27 protein-coding genes are annotated in these 23,369 nt (G+C 64.2%); 6 read left to right on the top strand and 21 right to left on the bottom strand.

What is annotated here, in order from left to right:
- Positions 1–8 precede the first annotated feature (8 nt).
- Positions 9–917: an amino acid ABC transporter substrate-binding protein gene (locus tag XI04_RS06985; protein WP_271623544.1), complete on the bottom strand. Its 909-nt coding sequence runs from the start codon at positions 915–917 to the stop codon at positions 9–11.
- Positions 918–1,076: 159 nt separating this feature from the next.
- The gene (locus XI04_RS06980) at positions 1,077–1,496 is read right to left on the bottom strand and encodes a nuclear transport factor 2 family protein (protein ID WP_028145214.1); all 420 of its coding nucleotides are present in this window, start codon (positions 1,494–1,496) and stop codon (positions 1,077–1,079) included.
- 143 nt (positions 1,497–1,639) lie between these two features.
- Here XI04_RS06980 and XI04_RS06975 point away from each other — a divergent pair, with 143 nt between their 5' ends.
- Positions 1,640–2,881, top strand: coding sequence for an amidohydrolase family protein (locus XI04_RS06975; RefSeq protein ID WP_271608253.1), 1,242 nt, complete (start codon positions 1,640–1,642; stop codon positions 2,879–2,881).
- Positions 2,882–3,086: 205 nt separating this feature from the next.
- The gene (locus XI04_RS06970) at positions 3,087–3,434 is read left to right on the top strand and encodes a hypothetical protein (protein ID WP_212477027.1); all 348 of its coding nucleotides are present in this window, start codon (positions 3,087–3,089) and stop codon (positions 3,432–3,434) included.
- Here the strand turns inward: XI04_RS06970 and XI04_RS06965 are convergent.
- From XI04_RS06965 to XI04_RS06935, 7 genes are all read right to left on the bottom strand, one after another.
- Complete coding sequence (locus XI04_RS06965; protein WP_370156925.1) at positions 3,424–4,338, bottom strand: DUF1932 domain-containing protein; 915 nt, start codon at positions 4,336–4,338, stop codon at positions 3,424–3,426. The two genes, XI04_RS06970 and XI04_RS06965, sit on opposite strands and share 11 nt — an antisense overlap.
- Positions 4,338–5,207: a hypothetical protein gene (locus XI04_RS06960; RefSeq protein ID WP_271608254.1), complete on the bottom strand. Its 870-nt coding sequence runs from the start codon at positions 5,205–5,207 to the stop codon at positions 4,338–4,340. The genes XI04_RS06965 and XI04_RS06960 overlap by 1 nt, the downstream gene beginning before the upstream one ends.
- Before the next feature lie 20 nt (positions 5,208–5,227).
- Positions 5,228–5,911 (bottom strand): 4-carboxy-4-hydroxy-2-oxoadipate aldolase/oxaloacetate decarboxylase, encoded by a 684-nt coding sequence (locus XI04_RS06955; protein ID WP_271608255.1) that lies wholly within the window; start codon positions 5,909–5,911, stop codon positions 5,228–5,230.
- Positions 5,908–6,621, bottom strand: coding sequence for a PIG-L deacetylase family protein (locus tag XI04_RS06950; RefSeq protein ID WP_027517331.1), 714 nt, complete (start codon positions 6,619–6,621; stop codon positions 5,908–5,910). Before XI04_RS06950 ends, XI04_RS06955 begins: the two co-directional genes overlap by 4 nt.
- Before the next feature lie 67 nt (positions 6,622–6,688).
- Entirely contained in the window at positions 6,689–7,990 is a 1,302-nt protein-coding gene (dctA, locus tag XI04_RS06945) for a C4-dicarboxylate transporter DctA (protein ID WP_271608256.1), read from the bottom strand.
- On the bottom strand, positions 7,987–8,871 hold the full coding sequence (locus XI04_RS06940; RefSeq protein ID WP_028145221.1) for an amidohydrolase family protein: 885 nt from the start codon (positions 8,869–8,871) through the stop codon (positions 7,987–7,989). Before XI04_RS06940 ends, dctA begins: the two co-directional genes overlap by 4 nt.
- 30 nt (positions 8,872–8,901) lie before the next feature.
- Positions 8,902–9,612, bottom strand: coding sequence for a TetR/AcrR family transcriptional regulator (locus XI04_RS06935; protein ID WP_097668147.1), 711 nt, complete (start codon positions 9,610–9,612; stop codon positions 8,902–8,904).
- A 112-nt stretch (positions 9,613–9,724) separates the two neighbouring features.
- Between XI04_RS06935 and XI04_RS06930 the strand changes: the two genes are divergently transcribed.
- On the top strand, positions 9,725–10,705 hold the full coding sequence (locus XI04_RS06930; RefSeq protein ID WP_038946341.1) for a tripartite tricarboxylate transporter substrate binding protein: 981 nt from the start codon (positions 9,725–9,727) through the stop codon (positions 10,703–10,705).
- 78 nt (positions 10,706–10,783) lie between these two features.
- Here the strand turns inward: XI04_RS06930 and XI04_RS06925 are convergent, their stop codons facing one another.
- Positions 10,784–11,923, bottom strand: a complete 1,140-nt coding sequence (locus XI04_RS06925; protein WP_028145224.1) for a mechanosensitive ion channel family protein — start codon at positions 11,921–11,923, stop codon at positions 10,784–10,786.
- A gap of 128 nt (positions 11,924–12,051) precedes the next feature.
- Here XI04_RS06925 and XI04_RS06920 point away from each other — a divergent pair, with 128 nt between their 5' ends.
- The gene (locus XI04_RS06920; RefSeq protein ID WP_038946340.1) at positions 12,052–13,302 is read left to right on the top strand and encodes a DUF763 domain-containing protein; all 1,251 of its coding nucleotides are present in this window, start codon (positions 12,052–12,054) and stop codon (positions 13,300–13,302) included.
- Between the two features lie 38 nt (positions 13,303–13,340).
- Here XI04_RS06920 and XI04_RS06915 read toward each other — a convergent pair whose 3' ends face one another.
- The 6 genes from XI04_RS06915 to XI04_RS06890 all read right to left on the bottom strand — a co-directional run bounded on the left by XI04_RS06915 (position 13,341) and on the right by XI04_RS06890 (position 16,771).
- Positions 13,341–13,583 carry a hypothetical protein gene (locus tag XI04_RS06915; protein WP_028145226.1) on the bottom strand — a complete coding sequence of 81 codons (243 nt, stop codon included), beginning with the start codon at positions 13,581–13,583 and terminating at the stop codon, positions 13,341–13,343.
- 82 nt (positions 13,584–13,665) lie between these two features.
- Complete coding sequence (locus XI04_RS06910) at positions 13,666–13,866, bottom strand: hypothetical protein (RefSeq protein WP_028145227.1); 201 nt, start codon at positions 13,864–13,866, stop codon at positions 13,666–13,668.
- A 13-nt stretch (positions 13,867–13,879) separates the two neighbouring features.
- Positions 13,880–14,065, bottom strand: coding sequence for a hypothetical protein (locus tag XI04_RS06905; RefSeq protein WP_028145228.1), 186 nt, complete (start codon positions 14,063–14,065; stop codon positions 13,880–13,882).
- Between the two features lie 141 nt (positions 14,066–14,206).
- Positions 14,207–15,475 (bottom strand): cytochrome P450, encoded by a 1,269-nt coding sequence (locus XI04_RS06900; protein ID WP_028145229.1) that lies wholly within the window; start codon positions 15,473–15,475, stop codon positions 14,207–14,209.
- A gap of 90 nt (positions 15,476–15,565) precedes the next feature.
- Positions 15,566–15,892: a hypothetical protein gene (locus tag XI04_RS06895; RefSeq protein ID WP_028145230.1), complete on the bottom strand. Its 327-nt coding sequence runs from the start codon at positions 15,890–15,892 to the stop codon at positions 15,566–15,568.
- Positions 15,893–15,997: 105 nt separating this feature from the next.
- On the bottom strand, positions 15,998–16,771 hold the full coding sequence (locus XI04_RS06890; RefSeq protein WP_028145231.1) for a ferredoxin--NADP reductase: 774 nt from the start codon (positions 16,769–16,771) through the stop codon (positions 15,998–16,000).
- A gap of 157 nt (positions 16,772–16,928) precedes the next feature.
- Between XI04_RS06890 and XI04_RS06885 the strand changes: the two genes are divergently transcribed.
- Together XI04_RS06885 and XI04_RS06880 are read left to right on the top strand one after the other, a co-directional pair.
- A complete protein-coding gene (locus tag XI04_RS06885; protein WP_028145232.1) occupies positions 16,929–18,125 on the top strand; it encodes an amidohydrolase family protein in 1,197 nt (398 codons plus the stop codon).
- 124 nt (positions 18,126–18,249) lie between these two features.
- Entirely contained in the window at positions 18,250–18,939 is a 690-nt protein-coding gene (locus XI04_RS06880; RefSeq protein WP_028145233.1) for a hypothetical protein, read from the top strand.
- A 10-nt stretch (positions 18,940–18,949) separates the two neighbouring features.
- Here the strand turns inward: XI04_RS06880 and XI04_RS06875 are convergent, their stop codons facing one another.
- From XI04_RS06875 to XI04_RS06855, 5 genes are all read right to left on the bottom strand, one after another.
- Entirely contained in the window at positions 18,950–19,336 is a 387-nt protein-coding gene (locus tag XI04_RS06875) for a hypothetical protein (RefSeq protein WP_028145234.1), read from the bottom strand.
- A gap of 160 nt (positions 19,337–19,496) precedes the next feature.
- Positions 19,497–19,952 (bottom strand): MarR family winged helix-turn-helix transcriptional regulator, encoded by a 456-nt coding sequence (locus tag XI04_RS06870; RefSeq protein WP_028145235.1) that lies wholly within the window; start codon positions 19,950–19,952, stop codon positions 19,497–19,499.
- Between the two features lie 25 nt (positions 19,953–19,977).
- A complete protein-coding gene (locus tag XI04_RS06865; RefSeq protein WP_028145236.1) occupies positions 19,978–20,682 on the bottom strand; it encodes an ABC transporter ATP-binding protein in 705 nt (234 codons plus the stop codon).
- Positions 20,679–21,470: an ABC transporter ATP-binding protein gene (locus XI04_RS06860; RefSeq protein WP_028145237.1), complete on the bottom strand. Its 792-nt coding sequence runs from the start codon at positions 21,468–21,470 to the stop codon at positions 20,679–20,681. Before XI04_RS06860 ends, XI04_RS06865 begins: the two co-directional genes overlap by 4 nt.
- Complete coding sequence (locus XI04_RS06855) at positions 21,467–23,356, bottom strand: ABC transporter permease (RefSeq protein WP_028145238.1); 1,890 nt, start codon at positions 23,354–23,356, stop codon at positions 21,467–21,469. Before XI04_RS06855 ends, XI04_RS06860 begins: the two co-directional genes overlap by 4 nt.
- Positions 23,357–23,369: the final 13 nt, after the last annotated feature.

Here is a 23,369-nt window from a genome sequence, read left to right as displayed (position 1 = left end):
CCCTCGCCTCAGTTCGCCAGATACACGTCCGGATCTGCGCTCCAGCTCGGCTTCTTGAAGGCGTTGCGCAGGGCGGGCGACATCGGGACGTTGTAGTTGAGGCCGTTCGGCGGCGTCGGGGACTGCAGCCATTTCTTGTAGAGCACCTCGATCTCCGGGCTTGCATAGAGCTCCGCAGTCGCGCGGTCGGCGAGCGCCTTGAACGTCGCATCCTCCCGCCGCAGCATGATGCCGTAGGGCTCGGGCTTCGAGAACGCCTCCTCGCTGATCATGAAGGCTTGCGGCTCCTTCGAGCGCGCAATCGCGACCGCGAGCTGCACGTCGTCGAGTGCGTAGGCCTGGGCGCGGTCGGTTTCCAAGAGCAGGAAGGCCTCGGCCTGATCCTTCGCCGGCATCAGGCTGATGCCGAGATTGCGTTCCGTGTTGACCTTGGCGAGCTGCGTCAGGTTGACTGAGCCGGCCACGGCCGTGACCGCCTTGCCCTTGAGATCGTCGATGGTGTTGATCTTTGCTGCCTTCTTGGCTGCAAAGCGCGTCGCGCTGAGGAAGTGCGTGTTGGTGAAGGCGGCCTGCTTCTGGCGGTCGGCGTTGTTGGTGGTCGCCGAGCAGTGCAGATCGAGCGTGCCGTTGACCATCAAGGGGATCCGGTTCGACGAGGTCACGGCGAGCGTGTCGACGACGATGTCGGGCATGCCCAGCTGTTTCTTCACGGCATCGACGATCCCAAGGCAGATGTCCATGGCGAAGCCGACCGGCTTCTGGTTGCCGTCGAGATAGCTGAACGGGACCGAGGCCTCCTGATAGCCCAGGGTGATCTTTTTGGTCTCCTTGACCTTCTGGAGCGTGCCCGACAAATCTTCGGCTGAAGCTGCGCCTGCAAGACATGTCAGGGCCAGGATAACGGTGGGTAGACGCATCGGCTGCTCCTAAAGGGGCTCGCGCCTCCATGCCGGGCGCAATCGCGGGATTTGATAGCGCAGGCGCACGCCAGCCGCCAGATGGGCTCGCGCCTATCAGCTATCGCAGCTTTCGATATGACGAGCGGCCGTTCGGCTCCGCCTGTGGCGTGACGGACCTTACGCGTCGATGCCGCGCTGGACCAGGATGCGCTCGGCGCTATCGTTCCAGACATCCATCCTGGTGATCTTGCCATTGCGCACCACGAAGCGGTCGACATAACGGTTGCCCTCGAACGGAGTCCCATCCTTCCATTCGCCGTAGAGCGTACCGACGCTGTAAACCACGGTCTCGCCGTCGCCGGGGCAGACGTCGAACCGGTCCATCTTCTTCTTGACCCAGCGGTAGCGCTTGGCGTTGAAGCCGGTCGGGCCGCGCGGATGATCGAACTCGCGCCCGCCGGTGAAGGTGATCACGGTGCCCGGCGCCATATAGGTCGCCGCAGCGTCGGGATCGGGAATCATCGATGCCGTGAGATAGGCCTCCACGATCGCGGCGTCGGACAAATCAGCAGTTTCGGCTCTGGCGGCAACGGACATGGCAGGCTCTCCTGGGTTCGCGGAATATTACCGCCACTGTCGCGCAATCCATGCATATATTTTGAACATTTGCCTCGCTACACTGCCGACAATCTGGAGCCGCCGATCCCGGCTGATTGCTCTAAATTCCGTCCGCAAGAGCCATGATCACCCAGCCCGCCTTCGACCTGATCTTCCGTAACGCGCTGCTCCGATCATCCGCCGCGCCCGTCGACATCGGCGTGAAGGGCGGCCGGATCGCCGCGATCGCGCCGAAGCTCGCCTGCGAAGCGGTCGAGGTCGATGTCGGCGGGCACCTCGCCCTGCCCGGCTTCGTCGACACCCACATCCATCTCGACAAGGCCTGCCTGCTCGACCGCTGCGGCCACGATCACGGCAGTCTCGGTGACGCCATCCGAGCCGTATCGGCGATGAAACGCGACTTCACCGTCGAGGACGTCTACGCCCGCGGCGCCAAGGTGCTCGAACGCGCGATCGTGCACGGCACGACGCGCATGCGCACGCATGTGGAAATTGATCCGCGGATCGGCCTGCGCAGCTTCGAGGCGGTGAAGGCGCTGAAGCGCAACTATGCGTGGGCGCTCGACCTGTCGCTCTGCGTGTTCCCGCAGGAGGGGCTAACCAACGATCCCGGAGCCGAGGAGCTGCTGGTCCAGGCGCTGCGCGACGGCGGCGAGACGATCGGCGGCTGTCCCTATACCGACACCGATCCGACCGCGCATCTTGCGCGCATCTTCGACCTCGCCCAGGAATTCGACGTCGACGTCGACCTCCATCTGGATTTCGATCTCGATCCCTCCTGGTGGCATCTCGACGAGGTCTGCCGCCAGACCGAGCGGCGCAACTATCATGGACGGGTCGCGATCGGCCATGCGACAAAGCTCTCGGCATTGCCGCCCGAACGGATGAAGGCTGCCACCGCACAACTGGCAAGAGCCGGCGTCGCCGTCACCGTGCTGCCCGCGACCGATCTCTATCTCATGGGGCGCGAAGCCACCCACAACGCGCCGCGCGGGCTGACCCTCGCCCACAAGCTCGCGGGCGACGGCGTGGTTTGCTCGGTCGCGACCAACAACGTCCTCAATCCCTTCACCCCGTTTGGCGACGCCTCATTGCTGCGGATGGCGAACTTCTACGCCAATGTCGCACACGCTTCGGTCGGGGATTTCGACACCTGCTTCGATCTCGTGACCGAGCTGCCGGCGCGGCTGATGAACCTCGACGATTACGGCATCAAGGTCGGCAATCCCGCCGATCTCATCGTGCTTGATACGCAAGACAGCCGCTTCGCCATCGCCGAGCTGCCCGACGTCATGATGGGCTTCAAGGAGGGCCGACAGACGTTTGCACGGCAGCGGCCCACTCTGTTCCGGCCTGGGGCCTGAACGCGTTTCCGGTCGAATCTCCAACGGTAAAATCGTCGGGAACACGGCTGATCGTCGGACCGTTTCGTACCGATTCACGGCCGATCCGTCCCCAGATCCGAGTCCGGTAGAATCCCGGACCGTAGCTGTGCGCATTGCACAACGGGTCGTCCGGATCATACTAAGCGGACGCACTGAACGACCTGTTCAGTGGGGAAGTATGTATATGTTCAGCGCATTCAGTAGCATCGATTATCGCTCCATTCGGGCCAACTCGCCGGCTGAAACCGCCGTCAAGCGACTGAATGGTATCGGCGAAGTCCTATCTGGCCTCGATATCTCGGCGATCCACACGCAGGACGACATGACCCGCGCGCTCTGGACGCTGGATACCGCCGACAAGTGCATCCGCATGATTCTCACCGAGTTCCGCACCGCGCCCGCCAAGGAGCAAGTCGTCCACGAGGCCAAGCGCCTGGTCGACCTGATCGAGCTCGCCCGTGACGAAATCTCGAACTATCGCGACAGCGGCAGGGTTTTTAGCTCAACCCACGCGTTCGGCGTCAGCGTTTGATCTTGCTCAGGATTCGATCTGCCTCGGTACGCCAATCAGCGCTGCGCGCGAACTCCGCCGCGCCCCTGACGCCGAACAGCCCTTCATCAGCAAGGTCAGCCACCCAGGCCTGACGCTCTGCCGTGCCCTGCGCGGACCATGGTGTCAGTCCCGCCTCACGCACGGTCTCGGCGACCTCACGCACCTCCTCGGCGCGCCGGCGACCGTGCTCGATCACGCGCTGGAAGAAATAGGCGCCCTGCTTCTCCCAGTTGATCCCGGGGAACGTCTCCGCGAGCGAGGCCAACACCGCATCCTCGACCCCATAGGCACGCGCGGTCGTAAAACTCTCGATGACCATCGCCTCCAGGCCCTTGATCATGATGCTGCGGCACATCTTCACCGCGGAGGACACGCCGAGCTTGTCGCTCGCGACCTTGGCGGCAAAACCGATGGTGTTGAGCAGCGGCTCGATCTCTCTCGCGCCGGGGCCGCCGAGAAGCAGCGGCACCTTGATGCGATACGGCGGCACCGAGGTCATCACCGCACCCTCGACATAGCGGCCGCCTCCGCCGTCGATCAGCGCCGCGGCGCGCTGCTTGGCGCCCGGAGAGGCCGAATTGAAGTCGAGGAACCAGGTGCCCTGGTTGATCGCAGCGGCGCAGGCCTTCGCCACCGGCACGGCCTGGCTGGCGGTGACCGCGGAGATGATGAAGTCCGATTTCGCCGCCAACTCGGCGTGCGAGGCCGCAAGCGCCACACCGTGTTTCGCCGCATGCTCCTTCAGCGGCGCGCCCTGCTCGCCCCCGAGCTTGATGTCATAAGCCGAGACCTTGATGTCCTGCTGGCGCAAATCCTCGGCCAAGATTTTGCCGACTTCGCCGTAGCCGACCAGCCCGATCTGCCATCGTTTCGGATCCACCATCAGTTCAATCCTCGTGTCGTCTCGTCGAACAGCTCCTCGACAGCATAGCGGCGTGGGATCAGCTCCTGCTGGAATGCGTAGTCGACGATCAGCTCCAGCGGCTTGCGGTTGGCCTCGATCCCGAACGGGACAAGGTCAGGCCCTGCCACTGCTCCCGCCTGCTCCTTGTTCCGCTTGAGCAGATCATAAACGCCCACAACGACGTCGGGCCGCGATTTCGCAAGTTGCTCGGTCACGACCACGAGGTGATTGACCGGGACGACGCCGCGCCTCGCGTACCATTTGGCGGCCTCCGCGGCTGGATCGGGGAAGAGCGGCTTCAGCTTGAGATTGTCGGAGGTCTCGCCGAGGACGGCATCGAGCTCACCGTCGAGCAGCATCTGCAAGATCTTCTTGTCCTTCGGGGCGCGCTCGGTGGTGTCGACATATTCGGCCACGTGCGGATCCTCGAAGGTGATCCAGCGGATCCTGTCGAGATTGACGCCATAGTCGTTGGCGAGGATGCCCCTGATCCAGGCGCCGGTCGTGGTCGTGAACGAGCGAATGCCGACTCGCTTGCCTTCGAGATCGGACGGCCCGAGCATTCCATGTGCGGGATTGTACAGCGCATAGGAATGCTGGAAGCGCCCGAGCATGGTCGCCGGCAGCAGCACCAGCGGCTTGCCGTGCGCCTTCGCCATCAGATAGGTGACGATCGCCATCTCGCAGACCTCGAAGGCCTGCTCCCGCACCATCGGCTTGAACGCGGTGTTGGTCGGCGTGTACGCGATGAAGTCGAGATCGAAAAGATCGGAGCGGAGTTCGCCGCTCTTCACGGCCTGAACATGGGGGTGGCCGCCGAGCACGGCCTTCAGCTTGAGACGATCCATCCACCCGCTCCGCTAAATCTTCAGACGTCCTTGGGATTATCGACATAGACAAGTCCGGCCTTCGCCTGCGCTTCGCGCATGCCGTACATGTCGAGGCCCAGTTCGCCCGAGGCAAGGCGCGCGCGCTTGCCGCCCTCGTCCGCGTTGCGCTTCCTCGCCTTCTCGGCGACCTCGGCGGCATAGCGCTTCGGGACTACCACGACGCCATCGTCATCGGCGACGACGATATCGCCGGGGTCGACATTGACGCCGGCGCAAACGACGGGGACGTTGACCGAGCCGAGCGTCGCCTTGACTGTGCCCTTGGCCGACACCGCACGCGACCACACCGGAAACTCCATCTCGTGCAGCGCTTTGACGTCGCGGCAACCGGCATCGATGATCAACCCCTGCACGCCACGTGCCTGCAGCGAGGTCGCCAGCAATTCGCCGAACATGCCGTCGGTATTGTCGGTGGTGCAGCCGACGACGAGGATGTCGCCCTTTTTGCACTGCTCGACCGCGACATGGATCATCCAATTGTCGCCGGGCTGCGCCAGCACCGTGACGGCGGGCCCCGCAATCGACGCACCAGACCAGACCGGACGCAGATAGGGCTTCATCAGGCCGATGCGGCCGTAAGCCTCGTGCACGGTCGAAACACCGTACTCGGCCATGTCGGCGGGATCGGCCCGCTCAATGTTGCGAACGACGACCGGCTTCATGCCAGCTCCTCCGCAACCGTCGGGAACAGGCGCTGATAGGCCTCGCCATAAGTCATGGGCACGCCGGTGTTGCGGCTGCCCTGAATACCACGGTTGAGCGCGACCCGCTCGTAATAGCCCCAGAGGTGTTTTTGCGCAGCGAGAATCTGGAACGCCTCGTACTTCTCCTTCCAGACCTCGTCGATCTTGAGGAGCAGATCCGGCTTGTAATTGCACTGCTCTGGCTGATGCGGCTCGAACAGGAACACCGGCGGCGCCGAATATTTGTACTGCGCGCCGGGCTTGTGACCCATCGCCTGCGCGACCACGCGGGTCTCCTGCGCGAAATGCGCCGCGTTGGGATGGTCGAAATTATAGGGGTCTTCCAGCGCGTGGGTCAGCACGAAACTGGGATTAAGCTCGCGATAGATGTCGACCATGCGGTCGAAATGCGCCTCGGTGAGCTTGAGAGGATAATCGCCGCAATCGAAGAACTCGATCTCCGCGCCGAGCAGTTTTGCCGCGCGCTCCGCTTCGTCCTTGCGGCCGGCCTTTACCGATTCCAGCGTCGCGCCCTTCTCCTTCCAGGCGAACTGGCTCTCGCCGCGCTCGCCAAAGGACATGCAGACGATCTTCATGCGATAGCCCTTCTTCGCATGCAGCGCGATCGCGCCGCCGGCGCGCCAGACGAAATCGCCGGGATGGGCGGTGATGACCAGACCTGTCTTCATGGGAGAAACTCCCCTCTCTTGTTCGTAACCATCATAGGCCGCCTGCGTCACGCCGGAAGCCACTTCATCAGATTGCAGCGGCCACTTGTTCCTCGCCGTCGAGCACGCGCCTCAGGCGCTCGCCGTCGAGCGCGCCTTCCCATTTGGCAATCGCGATGGTCGCGACCGCGTTTCCGATCAGGTTGGTCGGCGTCAAGCCCTGCGACATCAGGCGATGGATGCCGAGCACCAGCGCAACGCTCGTCACCGGGACGGTGCCGGTCGCCGACAGCGTCGCCGCCAGCACGACGAAGGCGGCGCCGGCAATCCCCGCCGCCCCCTTGGAGGTCACCAGCAGGATCAGCAAGAGCTCGATCTGATCGGCCAGCCCGAACGGCGTGTTGGTTGCCTGCGCCAGGAACACCGAGGCCGCGGCAAGGTAGAGGCAGGTGCCGTCGAGATTGAAGGAATAGCCCGTCGGGATGACGAGCCCGACCACGCTCTTCTCGCAGCCCGCTTTCTCCAGCTTGGTCAGCATCCGCGGCAGCACCGTCTCCGACGATGTCGTGGCTATGCAGATCAACAGCTCTTCCCAGATGTAGCGGATCAGCTTGAGCAATGAGAAGCCGCAGAGCCGCGCCACCGGGCCGAGCGCCACGACGATGAAGACCACACAGGTGAGATAGAAGCCTCCGAGCAGCTTGCCGAGCGAGGCCAGCGATCCCACGCCGAACTTGCCGACCGTAAAGGCGATGGCACCGAAGGCACCGATCGGCGCCGCCCACATCACGAAACCGACGACGGCGAACACCATTTTCGCAGCGATGTCGATCAGATGGACCAGCGGCGCGGCCCGTTCGCCGAGCTGCACCAGCGCAAAGCCGCAAAGGACCGAGATGAACAGCACCTGGAGGATGTTGCCTTCGGCAAAGGCGCCGATGAACGTCGCGGGCACGATGTTCATCAGGAACGGCACGAAGCCAATGACGCTGGTCTGCTTGACATAAGGCTCGATCGCGCTGGCATTGATGCTGGCGGGATCGATGTTCATGCCGACGCCGGGCTTGAGCAGGTTGATCGCGATGAGACCGATGATCAGCGCGATCGTGGTCATGATCTCGAAATAGACGATCGCCTTCACGGCGACGCGCCCGACCCGCGCCATGTCGGCCATATGGGCGATGCCGTGCACGACGGTGCAGAAGATGATCGGCGCGATCAGCATCCGGATCGCCTTGATGAAGGCATCCCCCAGCGGCTGCATCTTGGCGCCCGCCTCGGGACTGGCGATCCCAAGCGCGATGCCGGCGGCCATGGCGATGAGCACCTGGATCCAGAGCTCCCTCCACCAGGGCCGCCCGCGCGGCTTGTCGATTGCAAGCACGGTCATCGGTCGAACTCGAACAGGCGCGCCGGATTGTCGACAAGGATCTTCTGCTGGAACTCGGGTTCGGGCGCGAACAGCGGAATCAGGTCGACGAGGTCGCCGTCATTCGGCATCACCTTGACGTTGGGATGCGGCCAGTCGGTGCCCCAGATGACGCGATCCGGCGCGGTCTCGACGATCTTTCGCGCGAACGGCACCGCATCGGTAAAGGGCGGACCGCTGGAGGACACCCGCTCCGAGCCGCAGATCTTGACCCAGCATTTCTCGTCGCGCTGCATCAGCTCGATCAGGATCCTGAACGGAAGCTGATCGAGCCCCTGCGCCGCCTTCACACGGCCCATATGGTCGATGGTGTAGCTGAGCGGCAGCCTGGTCAGCATGTCGGCATATTCAGGCAAATCGATCGCATCGAAATGCAGGTCGATGTGCCAGCCAAGCGGCGTGACCATCGCGATGATACGGTCGAACACGCGCTTGTCGGGCACGCCGCCGAGATGGCGGACGAAATTGAAGCGGCAGCCGCGGAAGCCACCTTCGTGCAGCACACGGAGCTCGCGCTCGGTGATGCTGTCGTCGATATTGGCGACCGCACGGTAGGCGCCGTTGCTCTCAGCGATCGCATCAAGCGCCACACTGTTGTCGGTGCCGTGCACGCTGGCATTGACGATGACCGCACGCTCCACGCCGAGCTTGGCATGCAACGCCCTGAAATCCTCCAGCGGCGCGTCCGGCGGCGTGTAGGACCGGTCAGGCGCATAAGGGTATTTCGCACCGGGACCGAAGATGTGGCAATGCGCGTCGCATGACAGCTTCGGCAGCTTGAACTTGGGCGTGCGCGTGTTCGGATCGGGCGGCGGAATGGTGGGCGTGTACATCATCGTCATCACTTCAACCGTCGGGCGAGACGGCTTCTTTCAAGTCCTGCTGCCGACGACCGGCCGCCGCCGCGACGGCGCGACATGATCGAGCGGCGGCGCCTGGAAGGAGGCAACCGTGGCCTGCACCAGCTGCTCGATAGCGCTGGCGGCATCGCCGCCATCGGCTTCGCCGCGCGACAGGCGCGAGACGCGATCGGGCGTCACCAGCGAGTAATAAAGTGCGCCTAGCAGGAAGTGACTGCGCCAGACGATGTCGGTGCGCGGAATGTGCGGCAGGCTCTCGTGGATCGCATCGATGAAGGCGTGGCTGGTGTCGTCAAATGTCTGCGCGATGATTTTTCGCGCGACCTCGTTGCCTTCGGCCGACATCACGGCGCGCAGCCGCGTGAAGCGCGCACCGCCGCCGGCAAGATCGCTGCCTGAGGTGAAAGCCGGCACGACATAGGCGCGCACCACCGCCTCCAGCCGGTCCTGGAGATCACGCACGCGCCTCGCGGCGGCGAGCAGTTCCGAACGGCGCAAATTCATCGGCCCGCAATGGCGGCGGTAGATCTCCAGCAGCAGGCCGTCCTTGGTCTTGAAATGATAGGTGACGCTGCCTGGATTGGCTCCGGCAGCCTGCGCGATGTCGCGCACCGAGACGGCATTGAAGCCGTTGGTGGCGAACAGCTCCTCGGCCGCGGCGAGGATCGCCTCGCGCATGTTCGGCTTGCGGGCCGTTTCCTTGCTGGTGGGCTTGCGTACCATGTGATTTGTACTATCGTACAAAAGATCAGGTCTCGTCAACAAAAACCATGGCGGCATCCAGACGACCCGAAGACCGATGCAAGGATGCGCGCCCGCAAGGAGTGCTGGGAAAATGCTGGGTTTTAACAAGACAATCGGCGGATTGATGCTGGGCGCCGGTTTACTGCTGGCGGGCAGCGCCGCGCAGGCCGCCGACAATTATCCGAGCAAGCCGGTTCACATCCTCGTGCCCTACGCGGCCGGCGGCGCGGTCGATGTGCTCGCGCGCACGCTGGGCCAGGCGCTGGCGAAGTCTTGGGGGCAGCAGCCGGTGGTCGACAATCGTCCAGGCGCCGGCGGGATCGTCGCCTCGCAGGCGCTGACACAGGCCGCGCCCGACGGCTACACGCTGATCCTGGTCGCGAGCGGCCATCCGCTCAACCAGTTCATCTATCCGAGCGTGCCCTACGACACGTTTAGGGATTTTACCGCAATCACCGAAGTCGCCTCCTCACCGCTCGCGATCGTCGTGGCCAAGGACAGCCCCTACAAGACGCTCGGAGATCTCCTCGCTGCGGCGAAGAAGGAGCCGGACAAGCTCTCCTACGGCATGTCCGGCAATGGCACCTCGGCGCACCTGGCCGGCGAACTGTTGAAACACATGTCCGGCAGCAAAATCGTCGCGATTCCCTACAAGGGCGGCGCGCCGGCGCTGACCGCCGTGATCGCAGGCGAAATCCCGCTCAGCATCAATCCGCTTGCGGAAGCGATCGGTCAGCTCGAAGGCGGTCCGGTGCGCGCACTCGCGGTGACCTCGGCCGAACGCTCCAAGGCGCTACCTGACGTCCCGACCGTCGCAGAATCCGGCGTCGCCGGTTACGACGTTTCGGTGTGGTGGGGCGTGCTTGGTCCGGCAAAAATGCCGCCGGAGATCGTGGCGAAGCTCGAAACCGATCTGAAGGCAGCGCTTCAGGACCCGAACGTGCTGTCGACGCTCGGCAAGATCGGCGCCGCTCCGGTCGGCTCCTCTGCCAAGGAGTTTGACGCCTACATGCACGCCGAGGCAACCAAATGGGAGCCGGTGCTGAAGGCGGCCAACATCCGCGCGCAGTGAGCAGCAGCAGGCGGCCTTGCGCGGCGCGGTCAGGACTTCGCGCGCGTAGCAAGCCTCGGCTCAGCAACAAGGGCCTGTTCAGTTGTGGGCCCTCGCCCGCATCTTCTCCGGCGTAACGGGCCGTAGGAAATCGGCATCATCGTCGGTCGACGGGATCAGGATCGCGCGCTCGCGCGGCAGCGCCTCCGGCATCTCGTCGCGGATGAAGGCCACGAGCTTTTCCCTGATCTCGCAGCGCAGGTCCCACGACTGCGGCGCGTTTCTCGCGCTGACCAGCGCGCGGAGCTCGATGGTCCGCGAGTCCGCGTCGATCACCTGGAGATTGACCACGGCACCATCCCAGAGCTTGGACTGTTTCACGGCGTCCTCCAGCCAACGCCGGATGCGCGGGACGTCGGCACGATAGTCGACGTGGAGCGCGATCACGCCGATCAGGGATGCGGTGTCGCGGGTCCAGTTCTGGAACGGCTTCTCGATGAAATAGGACAACGGCACCACCATGCGGCGCCAGTCCCACAGCCGGATCACGACATAGGTCGAGGCGATATCCTCCACCCAGCCCCATTCGTTCTCGATGATCACGGCATCCTCGATGCGGATCGGCTGCGTGATCGCGATCTGCAGGCCTGCGATCAGGTTGCTGAGCAGCGGCCGGGCGGCAAGGCCGACGATGATGCCGGCCGCGCCGGCGGAGGCGAACAGGCTGACGCCATATTGCCTCACCGAATCGAACGTCATCAGCGCGGTGGACACCGTGATGACGACGATGATGGTGTCGGTGACGCGCTTGAACACGCGAACTTGCGTCACGTGCTTGCGCGCGACGAAATTCTCGCTGACGTCGCGGAAATTCTGCAGATAGCGCGCCGCGCTCATGTCCACGATCCGGATCGAGATCCAGCCGATCAGGGCAATGACGGCCACGACGAACAGGCGCATCAGCGGCGTGCGGATCATGTCGTCGAGCGGGGCAAGCGGCAGGACCAATGCGACGGCCGCCAGGCAAAGCGCCAGCTGGGCCGGGCCGGCGGTGCGGTCGATGAATACGCTCAGGAGCGGAAGGCGGGTTCCGAAGGCGCGCGCGAGCAGCCATACGGCGAGCCGGTAGACGAACAGCGCAAGCAAGATCGCGCCGACAACCAGGCCGAGGCCGACAAACCACGACGGTATCCAGCCGAACATCCTGTCGATGTCAGCCATCAGGGCCTGCAAATTCATCGATTGTCCCCGTCATTGCATTCGCATAGCCCGCTCAACGCCTCCCGGCCGGCTTCGCTCCCCTCTCTCGTGCAACGCAGCATTCCGCAGATGCAACCGTCGCCGAACTGCGCTAATTTGTGAGCACCATGACCAGACGTACCGGCAGCGCCGATCTTCCCTTGCACACCGGACGGGTTCCGCCGTGGCTCGCGAGCCGCATGGCTTCGCTGGGATCGATCGTCACGCAGGCGATCGTGCATCATTACGGCCGCGATGCGTTTCTCCAGCGGCTGTCCCATCCATTCTGGTTCCAGTCATTCGGCGCCGTGATGGGAATGGACTGGCACTCCTCCGGCATCACGACATCCGTGATCGGCGCACTGAAGCGCGGGCTCGGGCCGCTCCAGGACGAGCTTGGCATCTATGTCTGCGGCGGCCGCGGCCAGCATTCGCGCAAGACGCCGGACGAGTTGATGCAGCTCGGCGACCGCGTTGGATTCGACGGCGCAAAGCTCACCCGCGCCAGCCGCCTGGTGGCGAAGGTCGACAGCGCGGCCGTGCAGGACGGCTTCGACCTCTATCTCCACGGCTTCTTCGTGACCGCCGACGGCAAATGGACGGTGGTGCAGCAGGGCATGAACGGCGACAAGCGGCAGGCCCGCCGCTATCACTGGCATTCCGAGGCGCTGAAGAGCTTTGTCGATACGCCGCACAGCGCGATCGACGGCCCGCAGCAAGGCGAGATCGTCAATCTCACCGACCACCGCGCCGATATCTCGCGGAGCGCGCAGCTCGAGCTCCTCAACGATCTCGGCCCCGATCGAATCCTCACTGAATTCGAGCGGCTCACCGGGCCTGCGCCCGAGCCTGCGCAGGCCATGCTGCCGCATCTGATCATGCCCGCGCATCACGATGTCCGGCCGAAGGATGTGTTCGCGCGGCGCCTGCACGGCACCCTCGCCGCAGCCGCCGAACGCGGCCCGGTCGATTTCCCGGAGCTGCTGCTGACGCCCGGCGTCGGCGCGCGCACCGTGCGCTCGCTGGCGATGGTCGCCGAGGTCGTGCACGGCGCGCCCTATCGCTTCAGGGATCCCGCGCGTTTCTCGCTCGCCCATGGCGGCAAGGACCGGCATCCCTACCCTGTCCCGATCAAGGTCTATGACGAGACCATCCGCGTGCTGAAGGGCGCGATCCAGAACGCCAAGCTCGGGCGTGATGAAGAGATGCAGGCGATGAAGCGGCTAGATGATCAGGCACGGCGGCTGGAACGCACCGCGCACGGCCCGTCGGTCGAGACCTACATCGCCGGCGAGCGCGCGGCGTCACCCGACCTCGACGGCCGCTCCGTCTTCGGCTGGGAGCGCGATCTCGTGCCGACAAAAAAGCGGACCGGCTGAAGACCGGTCCGCAAGTTTCAGCGGGAGGAACGGCTCTCTCAGGTCTCGTCAGTCTCCGGCGTCTCGTCGAGCCGGTTGGCTGCATGATCCTGATACTGTTCGGTCTGAATGGACTTGCCGTCCATGCCGCGAATGTCCGAATGCTGGGCCTTGTCGCGGTTGGACAGGACCATGTTATCGCCGATCTTGTCCTTGGGCACTTCGGTCAATGCACCGGTGCCGTCGCCCTTGCCATGCATGCCGGATCTGAAGTGCGTCTTGCTGCCGTGCCCACTTGGCATCAGTCTCTCCTCTTGCAGTGATCGCCCGTTGAAAGCTCGGTACTCCCGTTGCACCGGCGTCGGTCGCGGCGGCCGCTGTGGTCTATCTGCCGCCGCCCTTGCCGGCCGCATCGTGGCGGTGATGGGAATCCTGCTCGCCTCCACCACCGGAGACGCGGCTGTGGCTTCGCTGTTCATCGTCCGCAGGCGGCTTCTTCACCTCCAGCGGCGCCTTCGCGTTCTCATGCGATGCCCCGGGGCCGCCCTGACGAATGCTGCTGGGTGTCTTGGTGGATGTCGACATGAATGTCGCCTCCTCAACGGTCTTGCTGGTGTCCCTGATTGGTCGTGTTCTGCTTGATGTTGCCTTGTTGGCCCTGTTGGTCCGGATTTTCCGCGCGCTGCTGGCCGCGCGGAGTCTGATCGGCCGACGTTTGCTTAGTGTCGCCAGTTCCCTTCCGGCTCTGATTGTCCGGCGGAACATTCGGCATTTTGCTGGTCATGATCCAACCTCTCTGAGAGATGGGAATCCCTGGACACGCAACTGTTCCTTCGCATGCCATCAGGTCCCGGTGGACAACAGCAAGCGCCACAGGCTGTTCCGAGCAGATCATGGTCAGCGACGATTTGCCGAAGAGAGAGCCTCACTCCGCCCGAACGGGAGAACGATCAGCCATCGCCGGCGCCGCAGCGGTAAATGTTCCGTGGACCGCGGCCGTGACAGGAAGCTTCGCAATCATGCGAATCCCCGGCCGCTTGCGCCAATGGATCTGCGAGGGATCGACGGCCAGACCAAGTTTCGGCCAGCGCACGAACAGCGCTTCCAGCGCGCAGGCCGCCTCGATGCGCGCCAGCTGATGGCCGAGGCAGAAATGGATTCCTGTCCCGAACGAGAGGTGACGGTTCGGCTTGCGCTCGAGATCGAGGCTTTCGGGACGATCATGCATCGCCGGATCCATGTTTGCGGCGGCGAGCATCACCATGACACGGTCGCCCTTCCTCAAACGCACGCCTTCGACCTCGACGTCCCGCCGCACATAGCGCGGTTTTGAAAATTGCACCGGAGAGACGAAACGCAAGAACTCTTCCACCGCAAGCCCAGCGCGGCTCCAGTCCTGTTCCAGCCAATCGCGAAGGCCGGGATTCCTGAGCAGCTCGTAGGCGGAACCGCTGATGAGATGCGTGGTCGTCTCGGAGCCGGCTGCAAGCAGCAGAAACACCATCGAGACCATTTCATCCGGCGTGATCTGAGCACCCTCGCGCTCGACCTGGACCAGTTCGGCGATCAGGCCTTCACCGCCCTGCACGCGCGCGGCCTGCAATTGCTGCTCGAGGTAGGCCCGCATCTTGCGAAAGGCCCACAGCAATCGAAAGAAGCTGACGACATTCGTCAGCGAGGACATCGCGTTGCCCCAGGCGATGAATTTGGGCCGGTCGGCCAGAGGCAATCCCAGAAGCTCGGAGATCACTGCGAGCGGCAGGATGCGCGCGTAGCGCTGGACCAGATCTGCTGGCCGTCCCTCCGCGAACAGCTCGTCGGCCAAGCCGTCGGCAATGGCACGGATGCGCGGCTCCATCGCGACGATGGCACGACGGCGAAAGGCCTCGTCCACGATGCTGCGGAGCCTCGTGTGATCTGGCTCGTCCATCGTCAGCATGTTGTTGGCGATGGTCCTGACGAAGCTCGGCATCCACCAGCGCAGACTCGCGACGTCGCCATCCTCTTTGCGCAGCGTGAAGGTGGCGCCGTCTTTCAGCACCTGTGCCGTCGCGTCATGGGTCGTGGTGATCCAGACATTGCCGACCAGGGGAAATCGCGTCGCGACGAGAGGACCGGACATGCGCAACGCCGCGATCGCCTTGGGCGGATCACGAAAGAAGGCCTCGCTTGTGAAATCGAGGCGCGCTGTCATGGGATCACCGGAGTGATTGTTGGCGTCTCACCCAAATGGTATGGGCGGGCCAACGCGCAAGGGTCGGAACTGGCGCGAGGAGACGAAGACCTATCCACGCCCGGGCGAGCGCTGGCCGGTCTTGCGCTGCTGCTGGTTGGTATAGGCGTCCCAATGGCTCCAGCTGCCGTTGCTGAGGCTCTGCATGTCGGTGCCGAGCGGACGGCGCGTGCGCTTGTCGTGATCGGCGATCACGCGCTCGGACTGGGCGATCTTGCGCTTGAGTTCCGCGGTCGCCTTCTGGGTCTGGCCGTTCCGCTTCGAGGAGGCGATCTCACCCATCGTGAAGCGCGCGGTCTCCAGCGCCTTCAACTCGGCGCGGTTCTTCTTCAACTGGACCCGGTGCCAGGCGATGTTGCTGTCGCTGTCCGCAACCATGTGGGAACTCCGCTGATTCGTTCCCACAGTGTATCAAGCGCCGAATCGGCGCCGCAACGGGCCCGACGCGGCGAAAATGCGGTCTTCTCAAGCAAAAATTGCGCGTTATCGCTCGGCAAAGGCCTTTTCGACCACGAATTGGGCCGGCTCGCCGTGATTGCCCTCGACAAAGCCGCGCTCTCCCAGGAGCACGCGCGTATCAGCGACCAGTGCCGGGCTGCCGCAAATCATGACGCGGTCGTGGGCAGCCTCCAGCGCCGGCAGGTCAATATCGGCGAACAGCTTGCCCGTGGTGATGAGGTCGGTGATGCGGCCGCGGTTGCGGAAGGGATCGCGCGTCACGGTCGGATAGTAGATCAGCTGATTCTGAATGTACTCGCCGATCAGTTCGTCCTTCGGCAGCGTCTCGGTGATCATCTCGCCATAGGCGAGCTCCTTGACGTGCCGGCAGCCGTGCAGCAGCACGACCTTCTCGAACCGCTCGTAGGTTTCGGGGTCCTTGATCACGCTCAGGAACGGCGCAAGACCCGTGCCGGTGCCGATGAGGTAGAGGTTGCGCCCCTCCTCCAAATTGTCGATCACCAGCGTGCCCGTGGCCTTGCGGCTGACGATGATCTCGTCGCCTTCCCTCAAATGCTGGAGCCGCGAGGTCAGCGGACCGTCCGGCACCTTGATCGAGAAGAACTCGAGCGTGTCCTCGTAATTGGCGCTGGCGACGCTGTAGGCCCGCAGCAGCGGCTTCTCGCCGACCTTGAGCCCGATCATGGTGAATTCGCCGTTGCGGAAGCGGAAGGTCGGGCTGCGGGTGGTCTTGAAGGAGAACAGCGTATCGGTCCAGTGGTGGACGCTCAAAACACTTTCCTGATTGAAATTGCTCATCTCACCTTCCCTGTCGCGTCCAATGCGGTTCCGAGGCGGGCAGCTATGCGTCGTTTGTACACGATCATTCGTATACTAATGAATAATCCTGCTTGATCCCGCGGTCAAGGCTGCCCAAGATCGAAAGCGTTGCAGTTAGGAATAAGGAGCCCCTTCCATGGCGCATGACGCACCCCAGGCCGCCGGACCCTCGAAGCTCGTGATCCGGAACATCGGCCTGATCCTGTCCGGCGCCCTGGAAAAGCCGATCCTGGATGGCGACACGATCGTCGCCGAGAACGGCAAGATCACCGCGATCGGCCGCTTCAAGGACGTCGACATCGAAGGCGCGACCACCATTGTCGACGCCCAGGGCACCACGGTGGCGCCGGGCCTGATCGACAGCCACGTCCACCCCGTTGCGGGCGACTGGACGCCGCGACAGAACCAGATCAACTGGATCGACAGCTATCTGCATGGCGGCGTCACCACCATGATCTCGGCCGGCGAGGTTCACATGCCGGGCCGCCCCCGCGACGTCGTCGGCCTGAAGGCGATGGCCATCTTCGCCCAGCGCGCGTTCTGGACCTTGCGTCCGGGCGGCGTGAAGGTTCACGCCGGCGCGCCGGTGATCGAATGCGAGATGGTCGAGGAGGACTTCAAGGAGCTGGCCTCCGCCGGCGTCAAGCTGCTCGGCGAGGTCGGCCTCGGCGGCGTCAAGGACGGTCCCACCGCACGCAAGATGGTCGGCTGGGCACGCAAATACGGCATCCAGAGCACCATCCACACCGGCGGCCCCTCGATCCCCGGCTCCGGCCTGATCGACAAGGACGTCGTGCTGGAGGCCGACACCGACGTGGTCGGCCACATCAATGGCGGCCACACCGCCCTTCCCGACGACCAGATCCGCTGCATCTGCGAGGGCTGCAAGCGCGGTCTCGAGCTGGTGCATAACGGCAATGAGCGCTCCGCTCTGTTCACGCTGCGCACCGCGCGCGAGATGGGTGATCTGCACCGGGTCATCCTCGGCACCGACGCGCCCGCCGGCTCCGGCGTGCAGCCGCTCGGCATTTTGCGCATGGTCTCGATGCTGTCCTCGCTCGGCGAGCTGCCGGCCGAGATCGCCTTTTGTCTCGCCACCGGCAACACCGCCCGGATGCGCGAACTCGATTGCGGCCTCATTGAAGTGGGGCGATCCGCCGACTTCGTCATCATGGACAAGGCCCAGCACTCGCCCGGCAAGAACATCCTGGAGAGCGTCCAGCTCGGCGACCTCCCGGGCATCGGCATGACCATCATCGACGGCATCGTGCGCACCCAGCGCAGCCGCAACACCCCGCCGGCGGGCAAGGTGCCGGAGGTGGTGGCGAAGTGACGCAGCCGGAGCGGCACACTGCTCCGCACCTCCCTCGATGGCGTTGAACAAGTCTGCGACCTGCTGCGTCTAACGCAGGCAGCCCCCGGTGGCGGCATTTGATTGCTGGACCATCGAGGAAAACATGAAGAACTCATCGCGAATAGCCCTCGGCGTTGCTGGCGCGGTGGCGGGCTATGTCGCGATCTTTGTGCTGTTTTCCCTGTTCGAATTCGGCAACCGCGCGGACCCGATCACCTCGGGTCTGTTGGGACTGTTCGTCTACTCCCCCATCGGCGCGATCGCCGGCGCGGTGTTTGCCAACTGGCTGGTGACGCGTTCAGGCGAGGACGCAGGCAATGGCAGCGTCGGGCGCAACAGCCTGAAGTCTCTCGGCGTCGTCGTCCTGCTCTGCGTCGCCGGGATCGGCATCTACATCGCCTACGCCTATGCGACGGCGACGCCCTGGCTCAACCGGAACGGCGGCAATCCCCTGCTCGTATTCGAGGTGCGTTTTCCGGCCGGGGTCACGGTGCCGACATCAGCCCAGGGCATCACCATCGAATTGCAGACCGACCTCAACACGATGCCGGGCGAAGTGACCCCGGCCGCCTTCTATCGTGACGGCGACCAGCCCGTCATCGCAGGCGACGTCGAGCTCGCGTTTCGAACCTCGCACCGGCAGCTCGCCGTCAATATCGAGGGCCAGCCGAGCCGAATCTACCCGATCGACTTGACGGCCCGGGCGCCGCATACGCCGGAGTTCGGGACCTGGCGGCGGCTCGCCGACGGCAGCGAAATCCGCTACCGCGCCAAATGGCCGGGCAAGACATAAGCGTTCGAGATCAGCGCTTGTTCGCGATCTCACAACGCACATAGGTCTGGCGCTTAGCCTGCCCGACCGGTCCGTTGTCCATCACCAGCTTGCCGTCGGTTGCGATGGAGACCCGGGGATTGGACCGAAACTTCTCGCCCTCGCCTTCGCAGGCGAGCTTCATCTTCCAGCCGAGCTTTCCGTCGGCGGTGATCTCGCCGGCGCGGCAGCGCGTCTCGTACCAGTAGAGGCGGTTGCCGCCCTCGATGCTCATGCGGTTGGGGCTGTCGTCGTCGCGGCAGTCCTTTTTGGTAGACGCCCAGAAGCCTTCGTAGGGCTGCGCGGCAAAGGCAGGCGCGCTGCCCGCCAGCGCCGCACCGAGAGTGAGGAGCATTACAAATCTCGTGGCGACTCTCATGAATAAAGACCTCGACAGACCCTCCATCGAGATTAGTCGCCAGTCCTCGCACCTTGTTCAACTGCCGTAGGTGGGCAAAGCGAAGCGTGCCCACCATTGAGAAGTGGTGGGCACGGCGCTTCGCGCCTTTGCCCACTCTACGAGACCGTCTACGGCACCCTCACCGCAGCTTGTTCAACAACGCCATCAGCATCTCGCGCTCCCTGGGCTCGAGCGGCGCCAGCGTCTCGCGGGTGATGGCCAGCGCGTTCGGCGCGACCTTCTCCGAAAGCTGCTGACCGGCGCGCGTCAGGCTGACAAGGAGCCGCCGACCGTCCTCGGGATCCTGGCTGGTCTCGGTCAACCCGCGCGCCGTGAGCCGATCGATCACGCCCTTGATGGTCGCGACGTCCATCGCCGTCAGCCGGCCGAGCTGGTTTTGCGAGCACGGCCCGGTCTCGGCGAGTTTCGACAATGCCGCCCACTGCGTCGGCGTCAGATTGGTGCCGATATCGCGGGAGAAGATCGAGCTGTGGCGCTGCCAGACCTGGCGCAGGATGAAACCGACCTGCTCGTCGAGCACGTAAGGCGGTTTTCCCGGTTTGACGCTCTTCTTGGCCGTGACGCTTCTCGCCATCCGCTCGCTGCCCCTCCCTTTGCGTTCACAACGACAGATGCGCGTCGCGGATATCCGGACGCGCATCGAGCTCGGCCATGGTGCCGCCGAAGCAGATGCGGCCGCGCTCGATGATGTAGGCGCGATCCGAAATCAGCCGCGCGAAATGCAGATTCTGCTCGGAGACGACGATGCTGACGCCCTCCTTCTTCATGGTCAGGATGGCGTCGACCATCTGCTCCACGATCTTCGGCGACAGACCTTCCGAGGGCTCGTCCAGCAGCACCAGCGACGGATTGCCCATCAGCGTCCGCGCAATCGTCAGCATCTGCTGCTCGCCGCCGCTCATGCGCCCGCCGGGACGGTTCTTCATCTCGCCGAGATTTGGAAACAGCGCGAACAGCTTTTCGCGTGTCCAATGCGGCGCGTTCGGACGCTTGGGCTGCCTGCCCACTTCGAGATTCTCCTCGACGGTCAGGTCGGTGAATATCCGGCGCTCCTCCGGCACATAGCCGAGCCCCTCGCGCACGATCTCGTGGGTCGGCTTGGCCGAGACGTCCTTGCCCTCGAACATGATGCGGCCGGTTCGTTGCGCGACCAGGCCGACGATCGAGCGAAACGTCGTCGACTTGCCGGCACCGTTGCGCCCGAGCAGCGCAACCACCTCGCCCTCGCCGACCTCGAAGCCGATGTCGAACAGGATATGCGCCGGGCCATAATGGCTGTTGAGGCCCTCGACGGTGAGCTTCATATTGATGCTCCGTCGCGATGGCGGGCATCGTAGACCAGGCCCTCGCCGAGATAGACCGCCTGCACCTGCGGATTGCCGCGCACCTCGGCCGGCGTGCCCTCGGCGATCAGCGTCCCTCGATTCAGCACGATGATGCGGTCGGCATGCTCGAACACCACGTCCATGTCGTGCTCGGTGAAGAGCACGCCGATCGATTTCTCCCGCGCGATGCTCGCGGTCAGCCGCATCAGGTCGACGCGTTCGCGCGGCGCCATGCCGGCGGTCGGCTCGTCCATCAACAGCAGCTTGGGCTGGTTGGCGAGCGCCACCGCAAGCTCGAGCCGCTTGAGGTCGCCATAGGCAAGCTCACCACAGGGGCGATCGGCATAGCCGCCCATGCCGACCAGCTCGAGCAGACGGCCGGCCTCGCCGCGGTCGAACTTCGGCGCCGAGCCGAACAGATTGAACAGCTGCCTCCCGTGCGAGATCAGCGCAACCTGCACGTTCTCGCGCACGGTCATGGTGGCGAAGGTCGCGGTAATCTGGAAGGTACGCCCGACACCCATGCGCCAGATCTCGCGCGGCTTCTTCCCGGTGGTCTCTTCGCCGAGCAGACGGACTTGCCCGGTATCAGGCTTGTTCTGGCCGTTGAGCATGTCGAAGCAGGTGCTCTTGCCGGCGCCGTTCGGCCCGATCAGCGCCAAAATCTCGCCGGCGCGCAGCGAGAACGCGACGCCGCGCACGGCATGGATGCCGCCATAGGATTTGGTCAGACCTTCGACCGCAAGAAGTGGGGGTGCAACACTCATTCGGCAGACTCGATCGGCTTGGCGAGCAGAGGTGATCCCGGCGGCGACGCCTTCCTGCGACGCTGCGCCAGCATCTCCAGCATGCCGACAATGCCCTTGGGGAAGACGACGACGATCAGAACGATGAAACCGCCGAGCACGAGTTTCGACAAATCGGTCTGGCTGACCAGCCAGATGTTCAAGGCCTTGTAGACGATGGCGCCGATCACCGCGCCGGACACCGTCTCGACACCGCCGAGCAGCACCATCACCAGCGCATCGACCGAGAGCGAGATGCCGAGATTGTCAGGGAAGACGCTGCCCTTGAGGTAGGCGAACAGCGCGCCGCCGATGCCGGCGGTCGTGCCTGCGATCACGAAGGCGGTCCACTGGATGCGCTTGGCATTGATGCCGATCGCCTCCGTACGCAGGAGCGAGTCGCGCGTGGCGCGGAGCGCGTAGCCGAATGGCGAGAATACCATGGCCCGCAGTGCGATGGTCACCAGCGCCGCAACGCCGAGCGCCAGCCAATAGAAGTGCGACGGGCTAGCCGCCCATTTTTCCGGCCAAACGCCCAAGATGCCGTTGTCACCGCCGGTGACGCTCACCCACTGGAATGCGATCGACCACACGATCTGCGCGAAAGCGAGCGTCAGCATCGCAAAGTAGACGCCGGAGAGCTGCACGGCGAAGAAGCCGAACACGGCCGCGCCCATGCAGCCGAGCAGCGGCCCGAGCAGCAGGCACACGATCATCGGCAACCCCGCCATCTTGGCGAGGAAGGCGACGCCGTAGGCACCGAGCCCGAAATAGGCGGCATGGCCGAAGGACGCGAGCCCGCCGACCGACATCAGGAAGTGGAGGCTGACGGCAAAGATGACGAAGATCGCGATCTCCGAGCCGACGGTCAGCGCATAGTTGCCGGCGAACAGCGGCAGCGTCGCTGCGATCACGAGCGCGGCAAGCGCTGCAAGCCGCTCGTTCGACGTCAGCGGGCGCCAGGGATTGACGGTGAGACCGGGCGTCTTGCGCGCCGGCGCCTCCGGTTTGCCGAACAGACCCCAGGGTCGCACGATCAGCACCACCGCCATCACCAGGAAGACCAGGATGATGGAAATCTTGGGGAAGATCAGGATGCCGAAGGCATTGAGCTCGGAGACCAGCACCGCCGCGACGAACGCGCCGACGATGCTGCCGAGGCCGCCGATCACGACCACGACGAAGACTTCGACGATGATGCGCAGATCCATCGCGTGATGCACGGCATCCCGCGGGATCTGAAGCGCGCCGCCCAGCGCGGCGAGGAAGACGCCGACCGCGAACACCGACGTAAACAGCCATTTCTGATTGACGCCGAGCGCTGCGACCATGTCGCGGTCCTGCGTCGCCGCGCGTACCAGGACGCCCCAGCGCGTGCGCTGGAACAGCAGCCAGAGAATGCCGAGCACGACGGGCCCGAGCACGATCAGGAACAGATCGTAGCTCGGGATGTTCTGGCCGAAGAAATCGATGGCCCCCTTGAATCCGGGCGCACGACGGCCGACGAGATCGTCGGGCCCCCAAATCAGGACGACGAGATCCTCGACCATCAAGGTCAGGCCGAAGGTCGCAAGCAGCTGGAACAGCTCGGGGGCGTGATAGATGCGGCGGAGCAGCACCATCTCGACCAGCACACCGATCATCGCCACGGCAATCGCGGCCAGCACGATACTGCCCCAGAAGCCAAATGCGCCCGACAGGCGCTCCGTCAGCGTGAAGGCAATGTAGGCGCCGATCATGTAGAAGGCGCCATGCGCGAAATTCACGATCCGCGTCACGCCGAAGATGATCGACAGGCCCGAGGCCACCAGGAACAGCGACGCCGCGCTGGCGAGACCGGTCAGAAACTGTACGACGTAAAAGGCCATCGGCGGTCCGGGT

This window comes from Bradyrhizobium sp. CCBAU 11430 (assembly GCF_028128855.1).
Lineage (GTDB): Bacteria > Pseudomonadota > Alphaproteobacteria > Rhizobiales > Xanthobacteraceae > Bradyrhizobium > Bradyrhizobium ottawaense.
The sequence above is the reverse complement of the archived record's forward strand: the minus strand, read 5'-3'. Positions and strand labels throughout refer to the sequence as shown.

Excerpts from the sequence above, each read along its gene's own strand:
- XI04_RS06985 (WP_271623544.1), bottom strand. The coding sequence starts at position 917 with ATGCGTCTACCCACCGTTATCCTGGCCCTGACATGTCTTGCAGGCGCA.
- XI04_RS06980 (WP_028145214.1), bottom strand. The coding sequence starts at position 1,496 with ATGTCCGTTGCCGCCAGAGCCGAAACTGCTGATTTGTCCGACGCCGCG.
- XI04_RS06975 (WP_271608253.1), top strand. The coding sequence starts at position 1,640 with ATGATCACCCAGCCCGCCTTCGACCTGATCTTCCGTAACGCGCTGCTC.
- XI04_RS06970 (WP_212477027.1), top strand. The coding sequence starts at position 3,087 with ATGTTCAGCGCATTCAGTAGCATCGATTATCGCTCCATTCGGGCCAAC.
- XI04_RS06965 (WP_370156925.1), bottom strand. The coding sequence starts at position 4,338 with ATGGTGGATCCGAAACGATGGCAGATCGGGCTGGTCGGCTACGGCGAA.
- XI04_RS06960 (WP_271608254.1), bottom strand. The coding sequence starts at position 5,207 with ATGGATCGTCTCAAGCTGAAGGCCGTGCTCGGCGGCCACCCCCATGTT.
- XI04_RS06955 (WP_271608255.1), bottom strand. The coding sequence starts at position 5,911 with ATGAAGCCGGTCGTCGTTCGCAACATTGAGCGGGCCGATCCCGCCGAC.
- XI04_RS06950 (WP_027517331.1), bottom strand. The coding sequence starts at position 6,621 with ATGAAGACAGGTCTGGTCATCACCGCCCATCCCGGCGATTTCGTCTGG.
- dctA (WP_271608256.1), bottom strand. The coding sequence starts at position 7,990 with ATGACCGTGCTTGCAATCGACAAGCCGCGCGGGCGGCCCTGGTGGAGG.
- XI04_RS06940 (WP_028145221.1), bottom strand. The coding sequence starts at position 8,871 with ATGACGATGATGTACACGCCCACCATTCCGCCGCCCGATCCGAACACG.
- XI04_RS06935 (WP_097668147.1), bottom strand. The coding sequence starts at position 9,612 with ATGGTACGCAAGCCCACCAGCAAGGAAACGGCCCGCAAGCCGAACATG.
- XI04_RS06930 (WP_038946341.1), top strand. The coding sequence starts at position 9,725 with ATGCTGGGTTTTAACAAGACAATCGGCGGATTGATGCTGGGCGCCGGT.
- XI04_RS06925 (WP_028145224.1), bottom strand. The coding sequence starts at position 11,923 with ATGAATTTGCAGGCCCTGATGGCTGACATCGACAGGATGTTCGGCTGG.
- XI04_RS06920 (WP_038946340.1), top strand. The coding sequence starts at position 12,052 with ATGACCAGACGTACCGGCAGCGCCGATCTTCCCTTGCACACCGGACGG.
- XI04_RS06915 (WP_028145226.1), bottom strand. The coding sequence starts at position 13,583 with ATGCCAAGTGGGCACGGCAGCAAGACGCACTTCAGATCCGGCATGCAT.
- XI04_RS06910 (WP_028145227.1), bottom strand. The coding sequence starts at position 13,866 with ATGTCGACATCCACCAAGACACCCAGCAGCATTCGTCAGGGCGGCCCC.
- XI04_RS06905 (WP_028145228.1), bottom strand. The coding sequence starts at position 14,065 with ATGACCAGCAAAATGCCGAATGTTCCGCCGGACAATCAGAGCCGGAAG.
- XI04_RS06900 (WP_028145229.1), bottom strand. The coding sequence starts at position 15,475 with ATGACAGCGCGCCTCGATTTCACAAGCGAGGCCTTCTTTCGTGATCCG.
- XI04_RS06895 (WP_028145230.1), bottom strand. The coding sequence starts at position 15,892 with ATGGTTGCGGACAGCGACAGCAACATCGCCTGGCACCGGGTCCAGTTG.
- XI04_RS06890 (WP_028145231.1), bottom strand. The coding sequence starts at position 16,771 with ATGAGCAATTTCAATCAGGAAAGTGTTTTGAGCGTCCACCACTGGACC.
- XI04_RS06885 (WP_028145232.1), top strand. The coding sequence starts at position 16,929 with ATGGCGCATGACGCACCCCAGGCCGCCGGACCCTCGAAGCTCGTGATC.
- XI04_RS06880 (WP_028145233.1), top strand. The coding sequence starts at position 18,250 with ATGAAGAACTCATCGCGAATAGCCCTCGGCGTTGCTGGCGCGGTGGCG.
- XI04_RS06875 (WP_028145234.1), bottom strand. The coding sequence starts at position 19,336 with ATGAGAGTCGCCACGAGATTTGTAATGCTCCTCACTCTCGGTGCGGCG.
- XI04_RS06870 (WP_028145235.1), bottom strand. The coding sequence starts at position 19,952 with ATGGCGAGAAGCGTCACGGCCAAGAAGAGCGTCAAACCGGGAAAACCG.
- XI04_RS06865 (WP_028145236.1), bottom strand. The coding sequence starts at position 20,682 with ATGAAGCTCACCGTCGAGGGCCTCAACAGCCATTATGGCCCGGCGCAT.
- XI04_RS06860 (WP_028145237.1), bottom strand. The coding sequence starts at position 21,470 with ATGAGTGTTGCACCCCCACTTCTTGCGGTCGAAGGTCTGACCAAATCC.
- XI04_RS06855 (WP_028145238.1), bottom strand. The coding sequence starts at position 23,356 with ATGGCCTTTTACGTCGTACAGTTTCTGACCGGTCTCGCCAGCGCGGCG.